Source organism: Streptomyces sp. NPDC004031, assembly GCF_053604375.1.
Genome location: NZ_JBSGHL010000009.1, coordinates 122,920 through 146,139 on the forward strand (window position 1 = coordinate 122,920; position 23,220 = coordinate 146,139).

General features: G+C 76.7%; 18 protein-coding genes. 6 read left to right on the forward strand and 12 right to left on the reverse strand.

The window, feature by feature from the left end; genetic code table 11:
• Positions 1 to 31: 31 nt before the first annotated feature.
• Positions 32 to 505, forward strand: a complete 474-nt coding sequence (locus tag ACWERV_RS08120) for a GNAT family N-acetyltransferase (RefSeq protein ID WP_452930235.1) — start codon at positions 32 to 34, stop codon at positions 503 to 505.
• Here the strand turns inward: ACWERV_RS08120 and ACWERV_RS08125 are convergent.
• Both ACWERV_RS08125 and ACWERV_RS08130 read right to left on the reverse strand, forming a co-directional pair.
• On the reverse strand, positions 502 to 1,191 hold the full coding sequence (locus ACWERV_RS08125) for an SMI1/KNR4 family protein (RefSeq protein WP_452930238.1): 690 nt from the start codon (positions 1,189 to 1,191) through the stop codon (positions 502 to 504). The two genes, ACWERV_RS08120 and ACWERV_RS08125, sit on opposite strands and share 4 nt — an antisense overlap.
• Positions 1,192 to 1,228: 37 nt before the next feature.
• Positions 1,229 to 1,870 carry an NAD(P)-dependent oxidoreductase gene (locus ACWERV_RS08130; protein WP_452930241.1) on the reverse strand — a complete coding sequence of 214 codons (642 nt, stop codon included), beginning with the start codon at positions 1,868 to 1,870 and terminating at the stop codon, positions 1,229 to 1,231.
• A 204-nt stretch (positions 1,871 to 2,074) separates the two neighbouring features.
• Between ACWERV_RS08130 and ACWERV_RS08135 the strand changes: the two genes are divergently transcribed.
• Positions 2,075 to 2,464 carry a winged helix-turn-helix transcriptional regulator gene (locus tag ACWERV_RS08135; RefSeq protein WP_452930244.1) on the forward strand — a complete coding sequence of 130 codons (390 nt, stop codon included), beginning with the start codon at positions 2,075 to 2,077 and terminating at the stop codon, positions 2,462 to 2,464.
• 18 nt (positions 2,465 to 2,482) lie between these two features.
• On the opposite strand, the gene ACWERV_RS08140 is transcribed toward ACWERV_RS08135, so the two are convergent.
• Complete coding sequence (locus ACWERV_RS08140) at positions 2,483 to 3,886, reverse strand: MFS transporter (protein WP_452930247.1); 1,404 nt, start codon at positions 3,884 to 3,886, stop codon at positions 2,483 to 2,485.
• 71 nt (positions 3,887 to 3,957) lie between these two features.
• Here ACWERV_RS08140 and ACWERV_RS08145 point away from each other — a divergent pair, with 71 nt between their 5' ends.
• From ACWERV_RS08145 to ACWERV_RS08160, 4 genes are all read left to right on the forward strand, one after another.
• A complete protein-coding gene (locus ACWERV_RS08145; RefSeq protein WP_452930250.1) occupies positions 3,958 to 5,070 on the forward strand; it encodes a GlxA family transcriptional regulator in 1,113 nt (370 codons plus the stop codon).
• Positions 5,071 to 5,100: 30 nt separating this feature from the next.
• Positions 5,101 to 6,180 carry an amidohydrolase family protein gene (locus ACWERV_RS08150; RefSeq protein ID WP_452930253.1) on the forward strand — a complete coding sequence of 360 codons (1,080 nt, stop codon included), beginning with the start codon at positions 5,101 to 5,103 and terminating at the stop codon, positions 6,178 to 6,180.
• Between the two features lie 493 nt (positions 6,181 to 6,673).
• Positions 6,674 to 7,990, forward strand: a complete 1,317-nt coding sequence (locus ACWERV_RS08155) for an SCO1860 family LAETG-anchored protein (protein WP_452930255.1) — start codon at positions 6,674 to 6,676, stop codon at positions 7,988 to 7,990.
• Between the two features lie 233 nt (positions 7,991 to 8,223).
• On the forward strand, positions 8,224 to 11,313 hold the full coding sequence (locus ACWERV_RS08160; RefSeq protein ID WP_452930258.1) for an ABC transporter substrate-binding protein: 3,090 nt from the start codon (positions 8,224 to 8,226) through the stop codon (positions 11,311 to 11,313).
• Positions 11,314 to 11,344: 31 nt separating this feature from the next.
• Here the strand turns inward: ACWERV_RS08160 and cobC are convergent, their stop codons facing one another.
• From cobC to ACWERV_RS08205, 9 genes are read right to left on the reverse strand one after another with little or no spacing between them, the layout of a single operon-like run.
• Positions 11,345 to 12,403 carry an Rv2231c family pyridoxal phosphate-dependent protein CobC gene (cobC, locus tag ACWERV_RS08165; protein ID WP_452930261.1) on the reverse strand — a complete coding sequence of 353 codons (1,059 nt, stop codon included), beginning with the start codon at positions 12,401 to 12,403 and terminating at the stop codon, positions 11,345 to 11,347.
• Complete coding sequence (locus ACWERV_RS08170) at positions 12,390 to 13,292, reverse strand: sirohydrochlorin chelatase (RefSeq protein WP_452930264.1); 903 nt, start codon at positions 13,290 to 13,292, stop codon at positions 12,390 to 12,392. The genes cobC and ACWERV_RS08170 overlap by 14 nt, the downstream gene beginning before the upstream one ends.
• Positions 13,289 to 15,835: a precorrin-3B C(17)-methyltransferase gene (cobJ, locus tag ACWERV_RS08175; protein WP_452930267.1), complete on the reverse strand. Its 2,547-nt coding sequence runs from the start codon at positions 15,833 to 15,835 to the stop codon at positions 13,289 to 13,291. Before cobJ ends, ACWERV_RS08170 begins: the two co-directional genes overlap by 4 nt.
• Positions 15,832 to 17,280, reverse strand: a complete 1,449-nt coding sequence (cbiE, locus tag ACWERV_RS08180) for a precorrin-6y C5,15-methyltransferase (decarboxylating) subunit CbiE (RefSeq protein ID WP_452930270.1) — start codon at positions 17,278 to 17,280, stop codon at positions 15,832 to 15,834. Before cbiE ends, cobJ begins: the two co-directional genes overlap by 4 nt.
• The gene (gene cobM / locus ACWERV_RS08185) at positions 17,273 to 18,073 is read right to left on the reverse strand and encodes a precorrin-4 C(11)-methyltransferase (RefSeq protein WP_452930273.1); all 801 of its coding nucleotides are present in this window, start codon (positions 18,071 to 18,073) and stop codon (positions 17,273 to 17,275) included. The genes cbiE and cobM overlap by 8 nt, the downstream gene beginning before the upstream one ends.
• A 46-nt stretch (positions 18,074 to 18,119) precedes the next feature.
• Positions 18,120 to 18,854, reverse strand: coding sequence for a precorrin-2 C(20)-methyltransferase (gene cobI, locus ACWERV_RS08190; protein ID WP_452930276.1), 735 nt, complete (start codon positions 18,852 to 18,854; stop codon positions 18,120 to 18,122).
• Positions 18,851 to 20,431, reverse strand: coding sequence for a cobyrinate a,c-diamide synthase (locus tag ACWERV_RS08195; protein ID WP_452930279.1), 1,581 nt, complete (start codon positions 20,429 to 20,431; stop codon positions 18,851 to 18,853). Before ACWERV_RS08195 ends, cobI begins: the two co-directional genes overlap by 4 nt.
• Entirely contained in the window at positions 20,425 to 21,021 is a 597-nt protein-coding gene (gene cobO / locus ACWERV_RS08200) for a cob(I)yrinic acid a,c-diamide adenosyltransferase (RefSeq protein WP_398187557.1), read from the reverse strand. Before cobO ends, ACWERV_RS08195 begins: the two co-directional genes overlap by 7 nt.
• Entirely contained in the window at positions 21,021 to 23,090 is a 2,070-nt protein-coding gene (locus ACWERV_RS08205; RefSeq protein WP_452930282.1) for a putative cobaltochelatase, read from the reverse strand. The genes cobO and ACWERV_RS08205 overlap by 1 nt, the downstream gene beginning before the upstream one ends.
• Positions 23,091 to 23,220: the final 130 nt, after the last annotated feature.

The following is a 23,220-nucleotide window of genomic DNA, read 5'->3' on the forward strand; positions in this document are numbered from 1 at the left end:
GGCGCGGACCCGGCCTGGTTGGATCGGGCCCATGAGCACCACGAACACCGCGCACGAACCCGCCCTGCGCCCCGCGACCCGGGGCGACCTGCCCGCCGTCCTCGCCCTCCTCGCCGGGGAGGACGGTGTCGTCGACCCGGCGACCGTCGAGGTCACCGACGCCTACGAGCGGGCCTTCGCCACGATCGAGGCCGACCCGCGCAACGAGATCCTGGTCCTCGTGGACGCCCCCGGCGACGTCATCGGCTGCCTCCAGCTCACCCGCATCCCCGGCCTCGGCAAGGGCGGCGCCGAGCGCGCCCTCATCGAGGCCGTCCGCATCCGCGCCGACCTGCGCGGCTCCGGCCTCGGCCGCGCCCTCATCCGCCGCACCCTGGACCGCGCCCGCGCCCAGGGCTGCGCCCTGGCCCAGCTGACCAGCAACAAGTCCCGCACGGACGCCCACCGCTTCTACACCTCCCTCGGCTTCACCGCGAGCCACGAGGGCTTCAAGCTGGCGCTCTAGGCAGCGCCCGCCGTGCCGGCCGCCGCGCTTTCCGCCTGCTCCAGCCAGTCGGTGTACCAGCGGGCGAAGGTGAGCGGCGCGCCCGCGCCGTCGAGGAGCGGGGCGAGGTCCACGTCGTCCACCCGGTCGTCGGACCACACCGTCCCGCGGTGCGGCCCGCAGACCACCAGCCACTCGCGGCGGGCGCAGCCCAGGTGGCAGATCGTGACGGCGCCCGCGGTACGCCCGGGGGCGAACATGACGGCCTCCCACCGCTCGTCCCACGCCTCGTAGGCGTCGTCGAAGTCCTCGATCTCCGCGAACTCCTCCTCCTCGGGCCGTTCGGCGAGCAGGGCGGCGACGGTGTCCGGGTCCGGGCCCCGCTCCGGGAAGGGCACGGCGAGCGCCGACAGGTCGGCGAGGTCCGCGCCGTCCCCCTCCCAGCGCCAGCGGCCCTGGACGCGCCGGACGGGGAAGAGGCCGTACGCGGGCCCGGCGCCGCCCGCGCCGACGTGCAGCAGGAAGGAGCGGTAGTCCGCCGGGAGCCGTATCCCCGCCTGGGCCTCCAGCTCGGCGACCTCGTCCTCGGTGAGCGGATCCTCCAGGACCCACCCGTGCCCGCGCGCCCCGAACACCTCGCCGCCGTCCGGGCCGCCGCCCGCCGCCGCGACCCGCTCCCGTACACCCGCCCACACGTGATCCGTCATGCCCGGACCGTACGCGCGGGCACCGACAGCGGGCCGGTCAGGTCACCAGGAGGTGGGTGCGGTGGTGGCGGGGGTCCGCGGCCTCGTCGAGCAGGGCCAGGGCGAAGTCGGCGTACGTGACGCGGGCCGCCGGGTCGGTGTGCGGGCGGTGCTCGTAGCGGCCGGTGGGCTCGGGGGCGTCGTGGACGAAGTCGCCCGCGGGGGCGAGGTAGAGCCAGTCCAGCGCCGCCGCCTCGGCCCGCAGCGCGGCCAGGCCCGCCGCGTGGGCCGCGCAGAACGGGCGGAACTCGTCCGGGAACGCGGGGGAGTCCAGCCGGCTGGTGCCGTCCGCGCCGGGCAGCACGGCGGACAGGCCCACCGTGACCAGGCGGTCCACCCCGGCCTCGGCCAGGCCCACGGCCAGCGCGCGGGCCGCGGCGGGGAAGAAGGCCCCGGGGTCGGTGCCCTCGCCGTACACGGCCGCGGTGTTGAGCGCCGCGTCGTGCCCGGCCGCGAGCGCGGCGACCGCCGCCGGGTCGGTGACGTCCCCCGCGGCGAGCCGTACGCCCCCGGCGGCGAGCGCCGGGTGGCGCGACGGGTCGCGGACGACCGCCGTGACGCGGTGGCCGCGGTGGCGCGCCGCGGCGACGGCCTCCCGGCCGGCCCGGCCGCCGGCCCCGAAGACGATGTAGTTGCCCATGGGCGGAATACCTCCTGCGGTCGCTCCTGCTGGAGCCGAGGGTGGAGTGGTGCTGGGCGACGCGACTGCGTGCCCGGGAAAGGTAGCCGCGGGGCCGGTTACCTCCCGGGTACCGCCCGACCCGTACCGCCGTATCGCTGTACCACCGCACTGCCGTCCCGCCGTCCCGCGGTCCCGCCGTTCGCGCCGAAGGAGACAGCCCATATGACGCACCGCCGCCCGCCGCTGCCCGCGGACCTCTTCGACGAGCTGTGCCCGTCCTCGCTGCTGCCCTTCCGCTTCGGCGACAAGTGGGCGCCCCTCGTGCTCTCCTGTCTGGAGGGCGGCCCGCGGCGCTTCTCCGAGCTGCGCGTGCCGCTGCGCCGCGTCACCCCCAAGGTGCTCACGCAGTCGCTGCGCGGCCTGGAGCGGGACGGTTTCGTCACCCGCACCGTGCACGCCGACCCGCGGCAGGGCGTGGACTACGCGCTGACACCGCTCGGCCGCAGCCTGCTGGAGCCGCTGTCCGCCGCGTGCGCGTGGGCGGCCGACCACTGGGACGAACTGCTCGACGCCCGCGAGCGCGGCACCGCGTCCGAGCCCGCCGCCGGGTGAACCGGCGCGCGGCGGGCGTCAGTCGCGCGGGCGCAGCGCCACCGCCGTCGCCGCGGCCGCGGCCAGCACCAGGCCCGCCGCCACCAGCAGGCTCGTCCGCATCCCGGGCAGGAAGCGCGGACCGGCCACCAGCGAACCGAACAGCGCGACGCTGAGCGCCCCCGCGACCTGCCGGGCGGCGTTCAGGACCCCGGCCGCCACGCCCGCCTGCGCGGCGGGCGCCGCACCCATGACGGAGGCGGTCAGCGCCGGGACGGCCAGCGCGCCGCCGACACCGATCGGCATCATCACGAACGCCACCAGCAGCGTGGGCGTGCCCGTGCCCACCGGGAGCAGGGCCAGCAGGCCCGCGGCCATGACGAGCTGGCCGGTGACCATCGGCAGGCGGGGGCCGAAACGGTTGGTGACGCGGCCGGAGACGACGTTCACCGTCGAGATGAGGAGCGTCATCGGCAGGAACATCAGGCCCGCCGTGAGCGCCGACTCGCCGCGGACCACCTGGAAGTACAGCCCCAGCACGAAGAACATGCCGAAGAAGCCCACGCTCAGCGCCGCGCCCGACGCCACCGAGGCGGAGAAGGCGGCGCCGCGGAACAGCCCCAGCGGGACGACGGGGTGCGGGTGCCGGGTCTCGGCCCGTACGAAGGCTGCCCCCGCGGCGACCGCCACGCCCCCCGCCACCCAGCCGCGCGTCCCGCCCTCGATCACCGCGTACGTCAGCGCGCCCAGCGCCAGCACGGCCGTGACCTGGCCGGGGACGTCGAGGGGCGCCGGGCGGCGCTCACTGCGGGCGCTGCGGGCCAGCACCAGGGTCACGACGGCGAAAGGCAGGTTGACGTAGAAGACGAACCGCCAGTCCAGGGACGTGGTGAGCACCCCGCCGACCACCGGGCCGAGCGCCACCGCCGTCGAACCGCCCGTCGCCCAGACCGAGATGGCGCGGGTGCGCCGCACCGGGTCGGCGTAGGCCTGCCGGACCAGCGCCAGCGAGGACGGCAGCATCACGGCCGCCGCCGTGCCCTGCACCACGCGTGCGGCGACGAGCACCGCGAGCCCCGGCGCCAGGCCGCACGCCAGGGACGACAGCGCGAAGACCACGACGCCGCCGGTGAAGGCGCGGCCCGCGCCGATCCGGTCCGACAGGGCGCCGGTGGACAGCATCAGGGCGGCGAAGGCGAGGGTGTAGCCGTCGATGACCCACTGGAGCGCGGACAGCCCGCCGTGCAGGTCGTCGCCGATCGCCGGGAGGGCGACGTTGACCACGGAGGCGTCGAGGGTGATGAGGAAGAAGCCGAGCAGGGCGGCGGCGAGGATCCGCCCGGACGCGGGCGGCTCGGCGGCGCGGGTGGCCGCGGCGGGGGCCCGCTCCCCGGTGGTGGAGGGGAGGGGACGGGCCGTGCGCGAGGTCTGATCCGGTGACATGACCACCAGCCTCGCGGCGGGCCCGGCGTACAGTAACTGGCCAGAATGCCAAACGACCGGAGGTTCTGGCCATGCCCGCGCAGCCCGCACCGACCAGGCACCCCGCCCCGACCAGGCGTCCCGCACCGACCGCGCCGACCAGGCACCCCGCGCGGCCCGCGCCGACCGCGGTCGCCGCCGAACTCGCCGTGCCCGCGCCGCCGTCGGCGGTACCGGCTGCCGTGCCCGCCCGGCCGCGGCGGGTCGTGGTGGTCGCCGCGCCGCCCGTGTCGATGTTCAACCTCGCCGTGCCCGACATGCTCTTCGCCCGCGTCGAGACCGACGGCCGGCCCGGCTACGAGGTGGAGCTGTGCACGCCCGACCCGGGGGCCGTCGCGACCAACGGGCCCGCCGAGATCGTCATCCGCCGCGGGCTGGACGCCCTGGAGGGGGCCGACACCGTCATCGTCGCCGGCACCGGCCTGCGCGAGGAGCCCGACCCGCGCATCCTCGCCGCGGTGCGGCGCGCCGCCGAGGCAGGCACCCGCATCGCCTCGATCTGCTCGGGCGCCTTCCTGCTCGCCGAGGCGGGCCTGCTCGACGGGCGGCGCGCGACCACGTACTGGCTGCTCGCCGAGGAGTTCGGCGAGCGCTACCCTGCGGTGGACGTCCAGCCCGACGTGCTCTTCGTGCAGGACGGCCCCATGCTCACCTCCTCCGGCTACGCGGCCGGCATCGACCTGTGCCTGCACATCATCCGCACCGACTACGGGGCCGCCGTCGCCAACAGCGTCGCCCGGCACGCCCTGGTGGCGCCCGTGCGGTGCGGCGGGCAGGCGCAGTTCACCGAGACGCCGCTGCCCGCCGTGACCGGCACCTCCTTCGCCGACACCCGCGCCTGGGCGATGACCCGGCTCGACCAGCCGCTCACCCTCACCGACCTCGCCCGGCACGCCTCCGTCAGCGTCCGCACCCTCAACCGCCGTTTCCGCGCCGAGACCAGCGTCAGCCCGCTCCAGTGGCTGCTGCACCAGCGCATCCAGCGGGCCCGCGAACTGCTGGAGACCACCACGCTGCCCGTCGACCAGGTCGCCCGCGCGTCCGGCCTGGGCACCGCGGACTCGCTGCGCCAGCACCTCACCCGCCGCGTCGGCCTGACCCCCAGCGACTACCGCGCCGCCTTCAGCCGGCTGCCCGCCGCGTGACGGAGGGCGCCGGACCCGTACAGTGCCCCCATGGGTGAGGTGCTGCACATCACGGGCCGGATCCTGACCGGGCCCGACGACGCGACCGACGAGCTGTGGGTCGTCGACGGCCGGATCACGTACGACCGGCCCGCCGCCGAGGCCGTGACCGTACGCGGCTGGGCGCTGCCCGGCCTGGTCGACGCGCACTGCCACGTCGGCCTCGACCACTTCGGCGAGGTGCCGGACGACACCTCCGAGAAGCAGGCGCTCGCCGACCGTGACGCTGGCGCGCTGCTGCTGCGCGACGCGGGCTCGCCCAGCGACACCCGCTGGGTCGACGACCGCGCCGACCTGCCGCGCATCATCCGCGCCGGGCGGCACATCGCCCGCGCCCGCCGCTACATCCGCAACTTCGCGCACGAGATCGAGCCCGGCGACCTGGCCGCGTACGCACGGCAGGAGGCACGGCGCGGCGACGGCTGGGTCAAACTCGTCGGCGACTGGATCGAACGCGAGGTCGGCGACCTCACCCCGTGCTGGCCGAAGGACGCGCTCACCGAGGCGATCGCCGCCGCGCACGAGGAGGGCGCGCGGGTCACCGCGCACTGCTTCGCCGAGGACACCCTCCACGACGTCGTCACGGCGGGCATCGACTGCGTCGAGCACGCGACGGGCCTCACCGACGAGACGATCCCGCTGCTCGTCGAGCACGGGGTGGCCATCGTGCCCACGCTCGTCAACATCGCGACCTTCCCGGACCTCGCGGCCGTCGGCGAGGCCAAGTACCCCCGCTGGGCCGACCACATGCGCCGCCTGCACGCGCGCCGCCACGAGACCGTACGCAACGCGTACGACGCCGGGATCGCCGTCTACGCCGGCACCGACGCGGGCAGCAGCCTGCCGCACGGCCTCATCGCCGCCGAGGTCGCCGAACTCGTCACGGCGGGCCTGCCGGTGACGGCGGCCCTGTCGGCGACGACCTGGCAGGCGCGGGAGTGGCTCGGTCACCCGGGCCTGGAGGAGGGCGCCCCCGCGGACCTGGTCGTCTACGACGCCGACCCGCGCGCCGACGTCCGGGTGCTGGCGGCGCCGCGCCGGGTCGTGCTGCGCGGCACGGTGGTGGGCTGAACACCCACGGGGCGGACGGGCGTCCGGCGCCGGGGCGCTGAACACGCGCCCGGTGGACGGGCCTTGGCGGGCAGGGTGCTGACACGCCTGCCGGGCGGACGGGGTGCCGAACACCCGTCGGGCAGGCGGGCGTCGAACGCCCCCGTACGCGGGGGTGCTGAACACCCATACCGCACCCAGGACTTCGGGGCCGCCTCTTCCCCACCGTACGCGAGCGCCGCGCACGCGCGGGCGCGCGTTTCGGCGTGCCCGGACACCGGCACGGGACGCACCCGGCGGGACGGGCCGCACGTCACGGCCGGTGCGACGGGGCATGGGCGCTTAGCGGTGGTAGGTCCGCCCCGTCCCGCCCCGCTCGCCGGGGATCCCACCAGAAACCACCCTTTTGGGTGAACTGGCGTCGCGTAGCCGCGCATTCACTCTCAGTGCGTAAACATTACCCGGCAAGCCCCGGCCAGCTGTCCCCAACTCGCGTACGGCCGGGGGGAGTCCGATGTTCACCGATGTCTCCCGTGGGGGTCCCACACCGATGTACCGCACCACCAACACCTTCCCGCTGCCCGTCCGCCGCCGCGCCGCCGCCGTCGGAGCCGCCGTCGCCCTCGCCGCGGGCGCCGCGGCCCTGGCACCCGGCGCGCAGGCGGCCCCGGCCGGCGACCCGCACGGCGGCGCGTCCACCGCCGCCGTGCTGCGCGCGGGCCTGGACGTGTCGCTGCTCGGCAAGGCGGTCGACGTGCCGGTGAACGTCGCGCTCAACGACGTGCACGCGCCCGCCGACGCGAAGAAGACCGCGCTGACGGTCACGGTCGGCCAGGGCGTGGAGAACGGGCACGGCATCAGCGTCCTGCGGGCCGACGTCGCCACCTCGCGGGCCACCGCCGACGCCCACGGCGCCGAGGGCTACGCCAACGTGGCGCACGCCCAGGTGCACGTCCCCGGGCTGCCGCTGCTGGCGCTCGTCAAGGCCGACGCCATCACCTCGACCGCGACCTGCGAGGCGGGCCGCAAGCCCGCCGCACACTCCGAACTCGCGGGCCTGACCGTGCTCGGGCAGCGGATCAACCTCAGCGCGGTCGGCACGACCGAGCTGACCGTGCCCGGCGTCGGCCGCGTCAGCCTCGACCTGACGCAGACCACGACCACGTCCACCACCGCGGCCGCGACCGCGCTGCGGCTCGCGATCCACCTCAACCCGCTGAGCCTGGGCGTCGCCGAGGTCAGCGGCGAGATCACGCTCGCGTCGGCCACCTGCACCGCCCCGCACTCCGGCGGCACCACCACCGGCGGCTCGACCTCCGGCTCCACGTCGGGCTCCACGTCCGGATCCACCTCCGGTACGACCTCGGGCACGACGTCCGGTTCCACCTCCGGTACGACGTCGGGCAGCACGAGCGGCAGCACCAGCGGCTCCACGTCCGGCACCACCACCGGGACCACGTCCGGGAGCACCACCGGGACCACGTCCGGCTCCACCTCGGGCTCGACCTCCGGCAGCTCCGGCACCTCCGGCAGCACCACGACCGGCACCTCCGGCTCGTCCGGCGCCACCGGTAGCGGCGGCAGCACCTCCGGCGCCTCCACCGGGGCGACGGGCGGGACCGGCTCGGCCGGCACCTCGGGCAGTTCGGGCAGCTCGGGCGCGGTCGTCCAGACCGGCCCCGGCACCGGCAACCTCGCCGAGACCGGCGCGAGTTCCAGCACCCCCTACATGGCGGGCGGCGCCGTGGCCCTGCTCGCGGCGGGCGCGGGCGCGTACCTGCTGACCGCCCGCCGCCGCCGGGGCGCCGGTGCGGCGGACCCGCGGGACTGACGCGCGGCCCGAACGTCACCGCCCCGCGATAGCAAGGTCACAACGGGGGAACGAAAGCCCCGGGGGCGGCGCCGGACCACCGGCGCCGCCCCGTAGGCTGTGCGGGCGGCCGGAACTCGTCCTCGGCCGGGGCAGGTCGGCGTACGTCGTGCGCAACCCGGCGCCGCGGACGGCGAGTTGCGCGGGGCGGCCGCGACGGCGGGCGCCGAGGTGCAGAGGCGGACGGGGCGGGAATGACTGACGGGCTTTTCGCGGGGCGCTACCAGCTGGCCGGGCTGCTCGGTTCGGGAGGCATGGCCCGCGTCCACCGAGCCCAGGACACCCGGATGGGCCGGACGGTCGCCGTCAAGACGCTGCTGCCGGACCTGGCGGACAACCCCGACGCGCGGCGCCGGTTCGCCCGCGAGGCGCAGGCCGCGGGCTCGCTCAATCACCCCGGTATCGTGACCGTCCACGACCAGGACGAGATACGCGACGGCGACGAGGTCGTGCCCTACCTCGTCATGGAGTTCGTGCCCGGCGGCTCGCTGTCCCAACTCCTGCGCCGCCGGGTGTTCTTCCCGCCCGAGCGGGCCGTGCGGATCGCCTGCGACATCCTCGACGCCCTCGCGCACGCGCACAGCCACGGCACCGTCCACCGCGACGTGAAGCCGGCCAACGTGATGGTCACGCCCGAAGGCATCGTCAAGGTCGCGGACTTCGGCATCGCCCGCGTGCTGGACACCGACTCCCGGCTCACCACGACCGGTTCGGCGATCGGCACCCCGAGCTACATGTCGCCCGAGCAGATCAACGGCGCCGAGGTCGACGCCCGCAGCGACGTCTACGCGGTCGGCTGTGTGCTCACCGAACTGCTCACCGGCAAGCCGCCGTTCACCGACGGCAACCCCATCAACCTCATGTACTGGCACGTCCACACCCCGCCGCCCGCGCCCTCGTCGCGCAACCCCGGGGTGCCGCCGGAGCTGGACGCGCTCGTGCTCGCCGCGCTCGCGAAGAACCCCGCCGACCGGCACGGCGACGCCGGGGTCTTCCGCGACCGGCTGCGCGCCTGGCTGGTCTCCGCCGGTCACGCGGTGCTGCTCGCGGGCCCGGCGATCCCGCCCTCCCTCGACACCGCGACCACCCCGCTGGCCGCCGCCAAGTCCCCCTACGGCTCGGGTGACGACGCCTCGGACGGGTCCACGTCGGGTGAGTCGTCCGCCGGTTCGGGCACCCCGCCGCCGCCCGCGCAGCCTCCGACGCCGCCCCCCTCGACCCCGCCGCCCGCCACGCCCCCGCCCTTCGGCAACGGCTTCGGCGTGGCCCCCGGCCCCAGCACCCCGCCGCCGCCCACCCCCGCCGAACACCCGGCGTACGCACCCACCGAGCACCCGGCCTACGCGCTGCGCCCGCAGGTGCCGCTCCCGCCGCCCTACCGCCCGGACACCCCGCTGCCCTTCAACGGGCCCGGCAACTCGGGGGAGTTCGACCCGTCCCGGCGTGCCCGGCGGCGCTGGATGACGGCCGTCGCAGCGGTGGCCGTGGCCGCCGTCGGCGTCACCGTCACGCTCCTGTACGGCCCGCTCGGCGGCAAGCACCACGACAAGACGGACCCCACCCCGACGCCCCACCGCCCGACCGCCACCGGCAAGCCCACCGCGCAGCCCGCGATGCTGGCCCGGCACGGCGGCAAGGCCGGTAGCGGCTACAACGGCGGACTGGACGGCGTGGTCAACGCCTCCGACCGTACGGGCGGCGACCTGCGGCTCGCCGCCGCCTACCCCGAGGACGCGATGCTCGACCCGGCGGCCGTCTACACCCAGCCGTCGTGGAACCTCCAGCGCCTCTACGAGCGCAAACTCGTCGACTACGCCCCCGACCCGGGCCCCGCCGGGCGCAAGCTCCTGCCGGACCTGGCCACCGACACCGGCACGGTCAGCAACGGCGGCAGGACGTGGACCTTCACGCTCAAGGCCGGTCTGAAGTACGAGGACGGCACCCCCATCACGTCGCAGGACGTCAAGTACGGCGTCGAGCGCACCTTCGACCGGGACGTGTTCATCGGCGGCCCCACGTACTTCGTCGAACTCCTCGACCAGGGCCAGCACTACCCCGGCCCGTACAAGGACTCCGACCCGGACAAGCTCGGCCTGAAGTCGGTGGCCACGCCGGACGCGCGGACCGTCGTCTTCACCCTCGCCGCGCCCTTCGCCGACTTCCCCTACGTGCTCGCGCTGCCGATGGGCGCGCCCGTACCCCGCAAGGCCGACACCGACGGCGGCAAGGGCTACCGCGACAAGCCGCTGTCCAGCGGGCCCTACAAGGTCGCGAGCTACACCGACGGCAAGTCGCTGCACATGGTGCGCAACACGCAGTGGAACCAGTCCACCGACCCCATCCGCTCCGCGCTGCCCGACACGATCGACCTGTCGGTGTACAACTCGCAGGACGCGGTGGAGAACGCCCTCTTCTCCGGCCAGGCCGACCTCGACCTGGAGTCCCAGCAGCTGACGGCCGGCAACAAGGCGAAGGTCACCGCCGACAGCACACTGCACGCGCAGACCGACCTCGCCTACGACAGCAGCACCCGCTACATCAGCCTCCAGACGGCCGTCGCGCCCCTCGACAAGCAGCCGTGCCGGGCCGCCGTCCAGTACGCCCTCGACCGCACGTCCGTCCGCACCGCCCTCGGCGGCGACCTGGCGGGCGACGTCGCCACCACGATGCTGCCGCCCACCACCGACGGCTTCGACCCCGACGCCCACCCCTACGGCAGCGCCGACGGCAGGGGCGACACCGCCAAGGCCCGCGAGCAGCTCGCCGCGTGCGGCAAACCCGGCGGCTTCAGCACCACGCTCGTCGGCGCCGCCAACAACCCGACGACGCTCGCGGCCATGCAGGCGATCCAGCAGTCGCTGAAGAACGCCGGGATCGCCGTCGTCATCAAGCAGATCCCCATCGGCGAGCTGTACAGCGACCTCGGCACGCCCAGCAAGGTCAAGCAGAACGGGTGGGGCATGGTCGTGACCGCGTGGGCCGCCGACTGGCCCGACGGCGGCGGCTTCCTGCGCACCCTCCTCGCCCCCGGCAGCCCCACCAACTACGCCGGGGTCAACGACCCGGGCCTGGACACCGTCCTCTCCCGCGGCGAGAGCGCCGACGACCCGGAGGAGTCCACCGCGGCCTGGCGGGAGGCCGACGCGAAGGTCATGACCGACGCCGCGCTCGTCCCTCTCATCCACGGCCGCCACCTGGTCTTCCGCAGCAGCCGCCTCACCAACGTCTACGAGCACGAGGTCTACGGCGCCCCCGACCTGACGGCGCTGGGCCTGGCCGGCTGACCCGGCGGGTACGGCCCCGGCGGGTACGGGATCAGGCCCGTACCGCCGCCGTGAGCGCCGCGGCGAACGCGTCGGACGTCGCCTTGTCGCGCACCGCGACGCGCAGCCACTCCCGGCCCAGGCCCGGGAAGGTGTCGCCCCTGCGCACCGCCCAGCCGCGCGCCCGCAGCCGCTCCCGCACGGCCGCCGCGTCCGGCAGCCGCAGCAGCACGAAAGGCGCGGCCGGGGCCGCGCCCGCGACCGCCACGCCGGGCACCGCGGCCAGCAGCGCGAGCAGATGCGCGCGGTCCTCGGCCGTCCGCACCGCCGCCGCCTCGGCCTCCGCCAGCGCCGCGGGCTCCACGCACGCCTGCGCCGCCGTGAGCGCCGGGGCCGACACCGCCCACAGCGGCTGGGCCCGCTCCAGCGCCGCGAGCGGCTCGCGGCCGCCCAGCACGTAGCCGATCCGCAGCCCCGCAAGGCCCCATGTCTTGGTCAGACTGCGCAGCACCAGCAGCCCGGGGACGTCCCGGGCCGCCGCGAGCGACTCGGGCTCGCCCGGCACCGCGTCCATGAACGCCTCGTCCACCACCAGGATCCGCCCCGGCCGCGCCAACTGCCGCAGCTTGGCCGCCGGATGGAGGACGGACGTCGGGTTCGTCGGGTTGCCGACCACCACCAGGTCGGCCTGCTCCGGCACCGCCGCGGGATCCAGCCGGAAGCCGTCCGCCGCCGTCAGCAGCACCCGTTCCACCGGGTGGCCCGCGGCCCGCAGCGCCGCCTCCGGCTCGGTGAACTGCGGGTGCACCACCACCGCGCAGCGCGGCCGCAGCGCCCGCGCCAGCAGCACGAACGCCTCCGCCGCGCCCGCCGTCAGCAGCGCCTCGCGCGGATCGTCGCGCCCGTGCCGCGCGGCGACCGCCGCCCGCGCCGCCCGCCCGTCCGGATAACGCGCCAGGTCCGCGAGCGAGCCCGCGATCCGCTCCGCCAGCCACGCCGGAGGCGTGCCCGTACGGACGTTGACGGCGAGATCGACCAGGCCCTCGGCCGCCTCGCGGTCGCCGTGGTGGGCCAGGTCGTACGCCCCGGCCCCGTTCTCAGTGATGCGCATGCGCATGCCCGTGCGGGTGGGACGGGTCGTCCGGGTGGTGGTGCGGCTGCTGCGGGCGGCCCACACGGTCCTCGAAGCCGGGCATCGCCACCCGGTAGACGCAGGAGTCGCAGTTCATCCGCAGATCGCCCGCGACCGCCTCCCGGTAGCGCTCCAGCACCAGCGCCGCCAGCTCCGGCTCCGGCCCGATGACGTCCGCACAGCGCACGTCCACGGCGCCGTCGCCCGCAGCCCACGCGGCGGCCTGGGCGCGCACCCGGTCCGGCAGCACCCCGGCGAACAGGAAGTACGGCAGCACCACGACCGTCCGCGCGCCCAGCCGCGCGCAGCGCTCCAGGCCCGCCGCGACCGACGGCTCCGCGAGCGACACGAACGCCGTCTCCACGTCCGCGTAACCGCGGCCCTCCCACAGCAGCCGGGCCGCCTTGAAGACCTCGGCGTTCGCGTCCGGATCGGTCGAACCCCGGCCGACCAGCAGCACCGTCGCGTCGGCCCGCGCCGTCCCTGTCGCCGCCAGCGCCTCGTCCACCCGCCGCTCCAGCACCGCCAGCAGCCCCGGGTGCGGGCCCAGCGGGCGGCCGTACGCGAACGACGTCCCCGGGTGCCGCAGCTTCTCCCGGGCCAGCGCCGCCGGGATGTCGCCCTTGGCGTGCCCCGCCGAGACCAGCACCAGCGGCACCGCGGCGAAGTCCCGTACCCCGGCCGCGACCAGGGCCGCGACGCTGTCCGCGAGCGGCGGCGGCGACAGCTCGATGAAACCGCCGCCGACCGGCAGGTCCGGATGCGCGGCCCCCAGCCCCTCGGTGAAGGACCGGAAGGCCTGCGCACCGGCGGCGTCACGGGTGCCGTGGCCGACGAGCAGCAGGGCGGGGGGCGGTACGGATGTCACTGGTCGTTCTCCTCGATGCTGCCGTAAGGGGTGTAGAGCAGCGCGTTGAGCGCGGCGGCGGCCACGGCGGAACCGCCCTTCTCCGAGACGTTGCTGATCGCGGGCAGGCCCGAGGCCCGCAGATGCTCCTTGCTCTCCGCGGCGCCCACGAAACCGACCGGCAGGCCGATCACCAGCGCGGGCGCCGCGTCCAGCGCGATGAGTTCCTCCAGGGCGGTCGGGGCGCACCCCACCACCCACACGGCGCCCGGCCCGACCTCCTCGAACGCCAGCCGCACCGCGTGCGCGCTGCGCGTCAGGCCGTCCGGCCCGGCCGTGGCGTCCTTCAGCCGGCACACCACCGGGCGCCCGGTGATCCCGGCCGCGACCATCCGCACGTCCGCGACCACCGGCGCCCCGGAGCGCAGCGCCGCGTGCGCCGCGGCGAGCTGCGCCTCGTCCATGACCAGCTCCTCCGCGTACCCGAGGTCCGCGCTCGCGTGCACCACGCGCTCCACCACCGCGCGGCGCAGCGGCGGCAGGGCGGAGGTGTCCAGCCGGGTGCGCAGGATCCGGTACGACTCCTGCTCGATCGGATGCACCACCCGCCGTGCGGGGACGGGCGGTTCGCCCGCAGGTTCGTCCGCCGGACGCGGGGGTGCGGACGGGCGCGGGGGCGCCGCGGGCTTCGGCGGGGCCGGGGGGCGGGGCGGCGGCGGGGACTGCCAGCGGTAGCCGCGCGGGGTCACCATGCGGCCCGCGACCACGCGGGAGGCGGTGTTGCCGACCGTCACGACGGTCATCATGTCGACCGTCGCCGGGTCGAGGTCCTTCAGCGTCGTGACCGTCACCTGCTCGCCCGGCCGCGACGCGGACCGCACGACCCCCACCGGGGTCGCCGGCGCACGGTGCGCCGCCAGCAGCTCCAGCGCCTTCGGCAACTGCCAGTCGCGGCCCCGGCTGCGCGGGTTGTAGAACGTCACCACCAGATCGGACTGCGCCGCCGCCCGCACCCGGCGCTCGATCACCTCCCACGGGGTGTGCAGATCCGACAGGCTGATCGACACATGGTCGTGCCCGAGCGGCGCCCCCAGCAGGGCCGCCGCCGCCAGCGCCGCGGTCACGCCCGGCACGCCCACCACGTCGATGTCGTCCGCGGCCTCCGCGAGCGCGGGCGACGCCATCGCGTACACGCCCGCGTCGCCACTGCCGATCAGCGCGACCGCGTGCCCCGCGCGGGCCTCCGCCACCGCCGTACGGGCCCGCGCCTCCTCCGCGCCCAGGCCCGACTCCAGCACCCGGGTGCCCGGCCGCAGCAGGTCCCGGACCTGGTCCACGTACTGGTCCAGCCCCACGACCACCGACGCCCGGCGCAACTCCGCCGCCGCACGCGGCGTCAGCAGATCCCGGGCCCCCGGCCCGAGCCCCACCACCGCGAGCCGCCCGCGCGGCCTGCGCCGCGCCACCGCGGCCGTCGCCATCGCCGACTTCCGCTTCTCGACGACGAGTGCGCCCCCCGGCCCGGCCGCCAGCAGCGCCGCCGCCTCCGCCACGGAAGGCGTCCCGACGGCGGCGAGCGGCGCGTCGGAGGGGTTCGGGACCTCGACCCCGGCGAGGTCCGCCGCCGCGAACGTCCGCAACGGCACGCCCAGCGCGCGGGCCGCCCCGACGATCCCCGCCTCGTCCTTCTTGGCCTCCACCGTCGCGAGGGCCCACACGCTCCCCCGGGCGAGCCCGGCATCGGCCAGGGCCCCCTCGACGAGCCCCACGACCTCCTCGACACCGACCCCGCGCGACCCCCCGACCCCGACCACGAGCGACGGCGGCCTGACGTACACGACCCGCTCCCCGCGAGACCGCACCTCGTCGGTGACCTCGACGACGTAAGGTCCCGCGCCGGGCCGTGCCTCGGGGGGAGCCGGCGCTTCGCGCCGGGCGGGGGTGCCGGTGGCGGGAGCCGATCGCCGCTCGTCCTTCTCCGCCGCGGCCGGGGGAGTGGTGTCCGGCGGTGCGGAGGCGTCGTCGCCGGTCCGCGCCGCGGGAGGTGTTGCCGGGGCTTCGTCCGGCCAGGGGTGGAGGGGGAGGGGCGGGAGGGGCCAGGTGACGGGGCTCAGGAGGTGGACGGGGGCGCCGTCCAGGAGGGCCCGGGTCACCGCGGGGATCGCGCCCTCCACCGGGTAGGGGAGGGCGTCGAGGGCCGGTGTGCCGGTCGCGTCCGTCGCGGTGGTCACGACCGGCTCGGCCCCGAGCACCTCGGCGACCTCGGCGGCGAGCGCGTTCGCCCCGGCCGCGTGGCCGCCGAGCAGGGCGACGGCGTGCCGGTGCGCCTCGTCCACCGTCACGACCGCCGGGTCACCGGCCTTGGACGTCAGCAGCGGCGCGAGCACCCGTACGGTCGCGCCCGTGGCGAGAAAGACCACGAGCGCGTCGCACTCCGCGAACGCCGCGGCCAGCCGCTCGCCCACCGGCCCGTCGTCGTAGCGGCGGGTACGGCCGGGCCACGCGGCGGCGAGCCGCTCGCAGCCGGTCCTGCCCGCCGCGGTGGCGTGGATGAGGCCGATCACGCGGATGCTCCTTCTTCTTCGCCGGGCCGAACACCGGGCCGCCGTTCGGCCCACAGTACGAACACGGGGTTCGCCGCGGCGAGCCGTGCGACCCCGCCGGGCAGCGGCGCGAGCCGCGAGGACTGGAGCAGCACCCCGTCCGCCGCGAAGCCCGCGGCGCCGAGCGCGGCACGTACCTCCGCGACCCGCTCGACCGCCGCGAGCGTCACCACGACCGTGCGCCGCGCCCGCGCGGCACACGCGGCGACCACGGCGCCGACGTCCTCCCCGCCGCCGCCGACGAACACCGCGTCGGGGTCGGGGAGTTCGCCGAGGACGCCGGGCGCGGCCCCCTGCACGGCGGTGACGTCCACGCCGTGCGCGGCGGCGTTGGCCCGGACCCGGGCGACCGCGTCCGCGCATCTGTCGACGGCGACGACCGCCGCCCCGAACCGCGCGCACTCCACGGCCACCGAGCCGGACCCGGCGCCGACGTCCCACACCAGTTCGCCGGTGCGCGGCCCGAGCCGGGCGAGCGCGAGCGCCCGGACCTCGAACTTGCTGATCATCGAATCCCGGTGGGCGAACGCCTCCTCGGGCAGCGCCCAGCCCGCGGGCGCGGGCGGCGGGCCCGCCACGGTGACGGCGGGCCCGACCGGCAGCTCCGGACGCAGGCTCAGGACGACGCTCACGGCCCCGCCCCACTCCCGCCGCGCCGCCTCCCGCGGGGAGACGCTCACGACCGACTCGCCGTCCGCGCCCAGCCGCGAGGCCACCACGAGCCGCCGGTCCGCCCCGGCGCGGTCGAGTGCGGCGCCCAGTTCGGCGGGCCCTGCGCCGGGGCCGGTCAGCACCGCGGCCTTGCGGTGCGCGAGGCACACGTTGACCGCGGTCCGCAGCGCCCGCCCGTGCGCGCTCACCACGACCGCGTCGTCCCAGCTCAGCCCGACCCGGGCGAAGGCGGCGGCGACGGACGGCACGGACGGCCGCACGTCCAGCGCCGCGGCCCCCAACCGTTCGCCCAGCGCCCGCACGATCCCGAAGTGCCCCGGATCCCCGGACGCCAGCACCACGACCCGCCGCCCGGCGGCCGCGTACTCCGCGACGACGTCGAGGGCGGGCGCGAGCGGCCCGAGCACCAACCGCCGCGCCCCGGCGGGCAGTTCGGCGGCCTCCAGATGCCGCGCACCCCCGACGACCAGCGCGGCGTCCCCCGCGACGACCGGCGCACCCCCGCCCGTACCGGCACCGAGGACGGTGACGAGCCCGGGAGCGACGGGACCCGGCGGAAGCGGCCCCGGACGACCGCCCCGCCCGCTCGCGTCGCCCGTCACGTGCGGGCCGTCGCCCGTCGCGCGCGGGTCGTTGCTCGCCACGTGCGGGCCGTCGCCCGCACCGTGCGCGTCGTTCCCGCTCCCGGCCGTACCCGCCCCGGCGCCCTCCCGCGCGATCGCGCGCTCAGTCACGGGGAGTCCGCAGGTCGCGGCGGGCGGCCGGGTCCGCGCGGCGGAAGCCGTGGAAGTGGCCCGGGTGGTAGAGGTGGGAGCGCGTGCCGGAGGCGGCGAGCGCGGGGCCCACGAGGAAGAGCGTGTGCTTCCACAGGCGGTGCGCCTTGACCGTCTCCTCCAGCGTCCCCACCGTGCAGTGCAGCAGCAGCTCCTCCGGCCACGTCACCTGGTGCGCCACGATGACCGGCGTGTCCACCGGGTAGCCGCCCTCCAGCAGTTCGGCGGCCAGCTGGCCGCTGCGCGCGGCGGACAGGAAGACCGCCATCGTCGTGCCGTGCCGCGCGAACTCCCGGACCTCCTCGCCCGGCGGCATCGGCGTCTTGCCGCCGCCCAGCCGGGTGAGCACGACGGACTGCGCGACCCGCGGGATCGTCAGCTCCCGCCCGGCGCGCGCGGCGACCGCCGAGAAGGACGACACGCCGGGCACGATCTCCACCTCGACGCCCAGTTCGGCGCAGCGGTCCACCTGCTCCTGCGTCCCGCCCCACAGTGCGGGATCCCCGGAGTGGATTCGCGCGCAGCGCAGCCCCTCGCGGCCGACGCGCTCGTAGACGGCGACGACGTCCTCCAGCGACATCCCCGCCGAGTCGAGGATCTCCGCCCCCTCCCGGGCGTGCTCCAGCACCGCCTCCTGCACGAGACTCGCCGCCCAGATGACGACATCCGCCTCGGCGATGGCCTTCGCGGCGCGGAACGTCAGCAGATCGGCCGCCCCCGGCCCGGCCCCGACGATCGTGACCTTCCCGCTCACCGGCCGCCTCCGCTCCGGCGGACCACCGCGCCCCGCACCGCGCCGTTCACAGCTTTCCTCCTCGTGCGTCCCGCCGGGCGGGGGCGATCAGGGTCGACAGGTACGGCAGCGGGCCGCCGTCGGCCAGTTCCGCCGCGGGGCGGATGGACTCCCCGGGCAGGCCCAGCGCGCTGCCCCACACCGCGTCGGCGGTGCGACCGGTGGCGGCGAGGGCCGCCGCGACCTCGGCGGCCAGACGGCCGAACTTGTAGGCCACGACCGTGCCGGGGCCCTCCAGCGCCGCCTTGAGCACGGCGGCGCCCGCCGTCACCGGGACCAGCGTCAGCGGCTCCGTCCCCTCGGTGAGGACCGCTCCGCTGCGCGCGGCGAGATCCTGCATCGCCGTGACACCGGGGACGGTCGCGACCGTCAGTCCGGGGACGAGGGCCGCGACGGTCTGGGCGAGGTAGGTGAACGTCGAGTAGACGTTGGGGTCGCCGATCGTCGCGAACGCGACCGTGCCGTGTGTACGGAGCAGGTCCGCGACACGCTCGCCCGCCGCGTCCCACGCGGCCTCCCGGCGGGCCCGGTCGGCGCGCTCGTTCAGCGCGAAGACGACAGGGACGACGCGCGCGGGGTCCACGTAGTGCAGCACCGTCGCCTCGGCGCGGCCGGTCTCGCCGGTGTCCATCACCGGCACCACCACCGCGCCCGCGGCGCGCAGCGCGCCCACGCCCTTGACCGTGACCAGCTCCGGATCGCCGGGGCCGACCCCGACGCCGGTCAAAAGCTTGCCGTTCATGCGGCACACCTCTCGACGAAACGGGTCGCGAGCGACGGCTCGCCGGCCCAGTGCAGATGCAGGTAGGAGGCGTGCACGGCGCCGTCCACGAAGCCCTCGGTACGGCGCTCGGGGTGCGTGAAGCCCCACGCGGGGGCGGCCCCCGCCGCCGGGGTCACCGCCGTGCGGTGGAACTCGTGCCCGCGCACGCGGGTGCCCGCCGCGGCGAGCACGCTGTCGCCGTCCAGCGCGACGGCCTCGCGGTAGCCCAGCGTGAGCGTGCCGGTCATCGCGGCGGAGGCGGGCAGGCGGCCGCACATGGGGTGGCCGTCGAGGTCACGGGCGAGGTAGAGCAGGCCCGCGCACTCCGCGGCGACGGGGCCGCGGAAGCGGGTGATCTCGCTGCGGAGGGCGGAGTTGGCGGACAGCTCCGCCGCGTAGACCTCCGGGAAGCCGCCGCCGAGGACGAGGCCGCGGGTGCCTTCGGGGAGGGCTTCGTCGGTGAGCGGGTCGAGGCTGACGACGTCCGCTCCGGCGGCGCGGAGCAGTTCCGCCTGCTCGGCGTAGGAGAAGCTGAAGGCCGCTCCGCGGGCGACGGCGACGACGGGGCGGGCGCGGGTGGGTTCTGCCCCTGACCCGCCCCTTCCCGAAACCGGGGTGCCACCCCGGACCCCGCCCGGGGCTCCGCCCCGAACCCCGGTCCTCAAACGCCGGACGGGCTGGAATTCGTCCCCGCCCGGAGCCTCGGTCACGGATCGCCGGGTGGATTGCCGGACGGGCTGGAATTGGCCTCCGCCCGCGGCAGAATCAAGCCCCTCCGGCGATTGAGGAGCGGGGTCCGGGGCGGAGCCCCGGGTGCGGGAGAGGGCGACCTCGGCTGCCGCGTCCCACGGCTCCGCCGTGAGCCGCGGGGCCGTGCGCGCCAGCGCGAGCAGCATGTCGAGGTCGCACGCCTCGCGCACCCGCGCCGCCGCCGCGCGGACGAACGCGCGGGCGGCACCGTCGCGCTCGGCGGCGGGCACGAGCCCCAGGTGCCGGGACGGCACCGCGAGTTCCGCCCCGCGCGGCAGCGCGCCCGCGCACGGGACGCCCGCCTCCTCCAGCGCGTCCCGCAGCATCCGCTCGTGCCGTGGCGAAGCCACCTTGTTGAGGACGACCGCCCCCACCCGCACCCGCGGGTCGAACGTCGTGAAGCCGTGCACGAGCGCGGCCACCGAGCGGGCCTGGGCGGACGCGTCGACGACGAGCACGACGGGTGCCCGCAGCAGCGTCGCGACCTGCGCGGTGGAGCCCAGCTCCCCGCGCCCCGCGGCGCCGTCGAACAGGCCCATGACGCCCTCGACGACCGCGAGGTCGCAGCCTTGCGCGGCGTGCCGGAGGAGCGGGGCGACGCGGTGTTCGCCGCACAGGAAGGGGTCGAGGTTGCGGCCGGGGCGCCCGGTGGCGAGCGCGTGGTAGCCGGGGTCGATGTAGTCGGGGCCGACCTTGTGCGGGGAGACGGTGTGACCGGCGGCGGCGTACGCGGCCATCAGGCCGGTCGCGACCGTGGTCTTGCCGGATCCGGACGCGGGCGCGGCGACGACGAGACGGGCTACCACTCGATGCCCCTCTGGCCCTTCTGTCCCGCGTCCATGGGGTGCTTGACCTTGGTCATGTCGGTGACGAGGTCGGCGGCGGCCACCAGTTCGGCGGGGGCGTTGCGACCGGTGATCACGACATGCTGGGTGCCGGGCCGCTCGCGCAGCACCGCGACGACCTCGGCGGTGTCGACCCAGCCCCACGTCATCGGGTACGCGAACTCGTCCAGCACGTACAGCCGGTACGTCTGCGCGGCCAGGTCGCGCTTGACCTGCTCCCAGCCCTCCCGGGCGGCCTCCTCGCTGCTGTCGAGCGAGCGCTGCACCCACGACCAGCCCTCGCCCATCTTGTGCCAGGCCACCGTGCCGCCCTCGCCGGAGGCGCCGAGGACGCGCAGCGCGCGCTCCTCGCCGACCCGCCACTTCGCGGACTTCACGAACTGGAAGACACCCACCGGCCAGCCCTGATTCCACGCGCGCAGCGCGAGCCCGAAGGCGGCCGTCGACTTCCCCTTGCCCGTGCCGGTGTGCACGATCGTCAGCGGGCGGTTGCGGCGCTGCCGTGTCGTCAGGCCGTCGTCGGGTACGGAAGCGGGCTGTCCCTGCGGCATTACGCGGCCCTCCGGAAGTCCTTGACCAGGGACGACATCGTGTCGGCCCGCAGTTCGCCGAGGGTCACGGCGACCCCGCCGAGGTCGGCGGCGAGGGTGCCCGCGAGCCCGAGGCGGACCGGACCGGACTCGCAGTCCACGACGACCGCGGCCGTCCCCGTCGCCGCCAGCAGCCGGGCGGCCCGCGCGGCGTGCGCGAGCGGCTCGGGACCGCCGGTGGCCCGCCCGTCCGTGACGACGACGAGCAGCGCGCGCCGCGCCGGGTCGCGCAGCCGCTCGACGCGCAGCACGTCGTGCGCCTTCAGCAGGCCCGCGGCGAGCGGGGTGCGGCCGCCGGTGGGCAGCCGCTCCAGCCGCGCGGCGCCCGCGTCCACCGACGACGTCGGGGGCAGCGCCAGCTCGGCGTCCTTGCCGCGGAAGGTGACCAGGCCGACCTTGTCGCGCCGCTGGTAGGCGTCCAGCAGCAGCGACAGCACCGCGCCCTTGACCGCCGACATCCGCTGCCGGGCCGCCATGGAGCCGGATGCGTCGACGGCGAAGAGCACGAGATTGCCCTCCCGGCCCTCGCGCACGGCCTCGCGCAGATCGTCGGCGCGCACCACGATCCCGGGGCCGCGGCGCCCACGCGCCCGCTGGTGGGGCGCCGCGGCCTGCACGGTCGCGGCCAGGTGCACCTTGCCGAGGGCGCCGCGCGGGCGCCGCGCGCCGGTCGTACGGCCGTGCGCGGTACGGGCGCGGGAGCGGCGGCCGGCCGCGCCCTCACCGAGGCCGGGCACGGTCAGCGGCCGTACCCGGAAGGGCGTCTCGGTGGCGGCCGCGGGCTGTTCGCGGGGGGAGCCGGGGGCGGGGGCGCCCTCGGCGTCGGGGGCGCCGGAGCCGGGGGCGGCGGGGCTCTGCGCGGGGGAGTCGGCGGCGTCCGCGGCGTCGGGCGGGCCGTCGGCGGGCTGCGGGGGGATGCCGCCGCCTCCACCGGGGCCGTTGCCGTCGGGGTCCGGGTCGTCCGGGTCGTCCGGGTCGTCCGGGTCCGCGTCGGGGTCCGCCTCCGGATCCGGCTCGGACTGCGCGGCGGCCTCGGCGAGTGCCTGGTCGAGGGTGTCCTCGTCCAGGCCGGGTGCGTCGAAGGGGTTGCGGCGGCGCCGGTGCGGCAGTGCGAGCAGCGCCGCCTGGCGGATGTCCTCGGCGAGGACGACCGTGCGGCCCGCCCACGCGGCGAGCGCGGTCGCGGTGCGGGCCATCACGATGTCGGCGCGCATGCCGTCGACCTCGAAGGCCGCGCAGGTGGCCGCGATCTGCCGCAGCGCGGAGTCCCCGAGCCGTACCTCGGGCAGCAACGCCCGTGCGGCCGCGATGCGTTCGCGGACCTCCTGCTCCCGCGCCGCCCAACCGGCGGCGAAACCGGCGGGGTCGGCGTCGTACGCGAGCCGCCGCCGGACGACCTCCACCCGCTCGTCGGTGTCGCGGGACGCCGCGACCTCGACGGTCAGGCCGAACCGGTCCAGCAACTGCGGGCGCAGCTCGCCCTCTTCGGGGTTCATGGTGCCGACGAGCAGGAAGCGGGCGGCGTGCGTGACGGACACGCCCTCGCGCTCGACGTGGCTTGCGCCCATCGCGGCGGCGTCCAGCAGCAGATCGACCAGGTGGTCGTGCAGCAGGTTGACCTCGTCGACGTAGAGGATGCCGCGGTGCGCGGCCGCGAGCAGGCCCGGCTCGAAGGCCTTCACCCCTTCGGCCAGCGCGCGTTCGAGGTCGAGGGCGCCGACGAGGCGGTCCTCCGACGCGCCGACCGGCAGCTCCACCAGCCGCGCGGGGCGCTCCAGGGCGCCCCCGTCCGCCGGGTGCGGGCCGTCCGGGCACGCGGGATCGGCGGCGCCCGGCTCGCACGAGAAGCGGCAGCCGGGGACGACGCGGACGGCGGGCAGCAGTGCGGTCATCGCCCGCACGGCGGTCGACTTGGCGGTCCCCTTCTCGCCGCGCACCAGCACGCCGCCCACCGCGGGCGAGACGGCGTTGAGCACGAGGGCGAGCCGCAGCTCTTCCTGTCCCACGAGGGCACTGAACGGGTACGTCACGCTTCCTCCTCCGCCTGGTCGCGGCAGCCTGCCGCGGTGGTGCTCGCCGTCGCCGGGCGAGGGTCCCTCGCGCCCGCCCTCCCCCTGCCCGCGCCGGGGGGACCCCCGGCCGGGCGGGACGACGGCCCGC